Raw genomic sequence first — 2,796 nt, forward strand, 5'->3', positions numbered from 1 at the left:
CCAACAGATATTCCTAGAATCTTCTTATCCACAAATAATTGAGATTAGAAAGGAGTAATAAAAGATGACTTATTTTTAGTAATTATTAGTAAAAAAATAATTTTATTTATTAACTTTTTAATGAAAAAGTAGAAAATGGGTTTACCCGGAGGTACAACCGCTGTATCCACATTCTATGCAGATACTACATCCTTCTACAAATACAAGATTGTTTTTACAAGTTGGACATAGTCTATCTTCATCTACTTCTTGTCTTGTTGGTTCGGATGTAATTTCTTCATCATGGAATTTTAGTTCAAGTGAATCATGTACATGTGATTTGATGTATGGATTTGAAATCATCGTTGTTACGTATTTTGTAACGTGTTCACTTGGTCTAACTTCGAATGATTTTTGTGCATTTTCACTTGTCATGTGAAGTACTTGTTTATGTCTAGAACCATCACGGTATACAGTGATTCCTTTTAGTCCCAATTCGTGAGCAAGTAGATATGCAGATTTTACGTCTTCTGCAGTCACATCATATGGCATGTTAATTGTCTTGGCAATTGCATTACCAATCCAGTCTTGCCATACACCTTGAGCCATGAGATGATCAGCCCAGTGAATATCCATGGCAGTGACATAGACGTCTTGCATCCATTGTGGAATTTCAGGAATTCCTTTAAGGGATCCATAGTTGTCTGCGATTTTTGCCAATAATTCATCGCTGTATAGACCATGTTCTTTGAGTACTTCTTCAACAATTTTGTTGGTATAGAAGAATCTGCCTACAGTTACTCTTTTTTCAAACACTAGAGCAAATGCTGGTTCCATACCATTTGAGCAATCAGCAATCATAGATAGTGTTCCTGTTGGAGCTACTGTAGTAGTCAAGACATTTCTTATTCCATGCTTCTTAATTTTCTCAATTAGTGCATCCCATTCATAACAATGAGATTCTTTTGGTTTCTCATAGTATCCTGCGATTGGAATTTTTCCTTCTGGATATTCTGTCTTTGAGCAAAGTGGGAATTCACCTCTTGATTTTGCAAGTGCTACGCTTTCCTCCATTGAATAATATGTTAGTGCTTCAGAAAGTTTTGATTGTAGGTCATATCCTTCTTTGGAATTGTATGGAATCTTTAGTTTGTATAATAGATCTGCAACACCCATTACACCCAATCCAATTCTTCTAGAATCTTTTGATGCAATATCAATTTCTTTTACTGGATAATGATTCACATCAATGATGTTATCTAAGAATCTGGTTGTCTTTCTAATTGTTTCTTCATATCTTTGCCAATCAAATTCGTATTCACCATCTGCTTGTCTTTTTACAAGATTAACCAAGTTGATAGAACCGAGGTTACATGATTCGTATGGATACAAACTCTGTTCACCACAAGGATTTGTAGCTCTGAGTGGAGCTTGTCTTGCTTTGGCAAATACATTGTATTTGTTAATTTGATCAAAGAAGATCAATCCAGGTTCTGCACTCTTCCAGGCAGATAGAGCAATCAAATCAATTAGTTGGTGTGCATTGATTTCTTTTACTGGTTTTCTGTCACGTGGACTACGTAACATGTACTTACCATCTTCAGTATTTACAAGTGCATTCCAAAAGTCTTCCCAAATACCTACACTGACGTTAAAGTTTTCTAGAACACCAGGCTCGGTTTTGTTTGTAATGAATTTTTCAACATCTGGATGCCAGGCTTCAATGATTCCCATGTTAGCACCTCTTCTTTTTCCTCCTTGTTTTACAACTTCAGTTACTGTATTGATGATGTTCATAAAAGATACAGGGCCTGATGCTACACCAGATGTAGATGCAACAATATCCCCTTCTTCACGAAGATCAGAGTAGTTGATTCCAACTCCACCGCCAGATTTGAAAATTAGTGCTGCATCAGAAGTTGATTTCATGATTTGTTCCATGTCATCTGGCATGCCAAGAACAAAGCATGCAGATAGTTGACCGAGTCTGCCACCAGCATTCATCATAGTTGGTGAATTTGGCAAAAAGTCTTGTGCTGTCATCAAATCAAAGTATTCTGTGATCTTGTCTGCATAACTATCGAATTTTTTGGCTGCAATTAATGTGAGCAAATCTTTAAAGCTGACTTTCATCTGGCCTTTACTTGCAAGTGTCACATAGTGATTGATCAATGATCTGAAATGCCATTTGTTGAGGAAATAGTCTCCAATCTTGAATTTGTAATCAAAATTGTCTAGTTTCTCAAGATATGAACGTGCTTCATCAGTACTTTGTGAGATGTTTCCAGATTTATCAAATACTTGTGCGTCATATAGAATATCACCGATTCCAACTAGAATTGCTACTCTTTCAAACATCTGAGTAGGAGATTCAGTGATTTCATTTTTATTATTTCTAAATAGATATCGAGATGCCAATACTCTCAAACAATTTAGATCAAATTCCTTAGATACAGAATCTAGTGATTTTGCGTTTAAGACTTTCATCTTTTCGTCTCTTAATTTTCTTCGTTCATGTCTGTAAACGATGTATGCCTTTGCAATGTCGCTGTTACCAGAATCGATAAGGGTTGATTCTACGATATCCTGAATATCCTCTACACTGGGAGCTCTAGAATTTGTGAATCCCTGTTCGACTAGTTTTTGTACAACTTTGTTTGCCAAATGATCGGCCAGCACACGATCGGCTTTAGATGTGGCTGCCAACGCTTTGAATATAGCGTTTGAAATTTTATTTTGATTGAAAGCCGTTACTGCGCCACTGCGCTTACGGATCTCATTGATGGTACTTTCTATTTGTGATTTATCCAATTATAA

At 36.1% G+C, this 2,796-nt stretch carries 1 protein-coding gene; it reads right to left on the reverse strand.

Annotated elements, in window-relative coordinates; all coding sequences use genetic code 11:
- Positions 1-141 precede the first annotated feature (141 nt).
- Positions 142-2,790, reverse strand: coding sequence for an adenosylcobalamin-dependent ribonucleoside-diphosphate reductase (locus BG20_RS02905; RefSeq protein WP_010190721.1), 2,649 nt, complete (start codon positions 2,788-2,790; stop codon positions 142-144).
- Positions 2,791-2,796 lie beyond the last annotated feature (6 nt).

Origin of the sequence: Candidatus Nitrosarchaeum limnium BG20 (assembly GCF_000241145.1) — an archaeon.
Lineage (GTDB): Archaea > Thermoproteota > Nitrososphaeria > Nitrososphaerales > Nitrosopumilaceae > Nitrosarchaeum > Nitrosarchaeum limnae.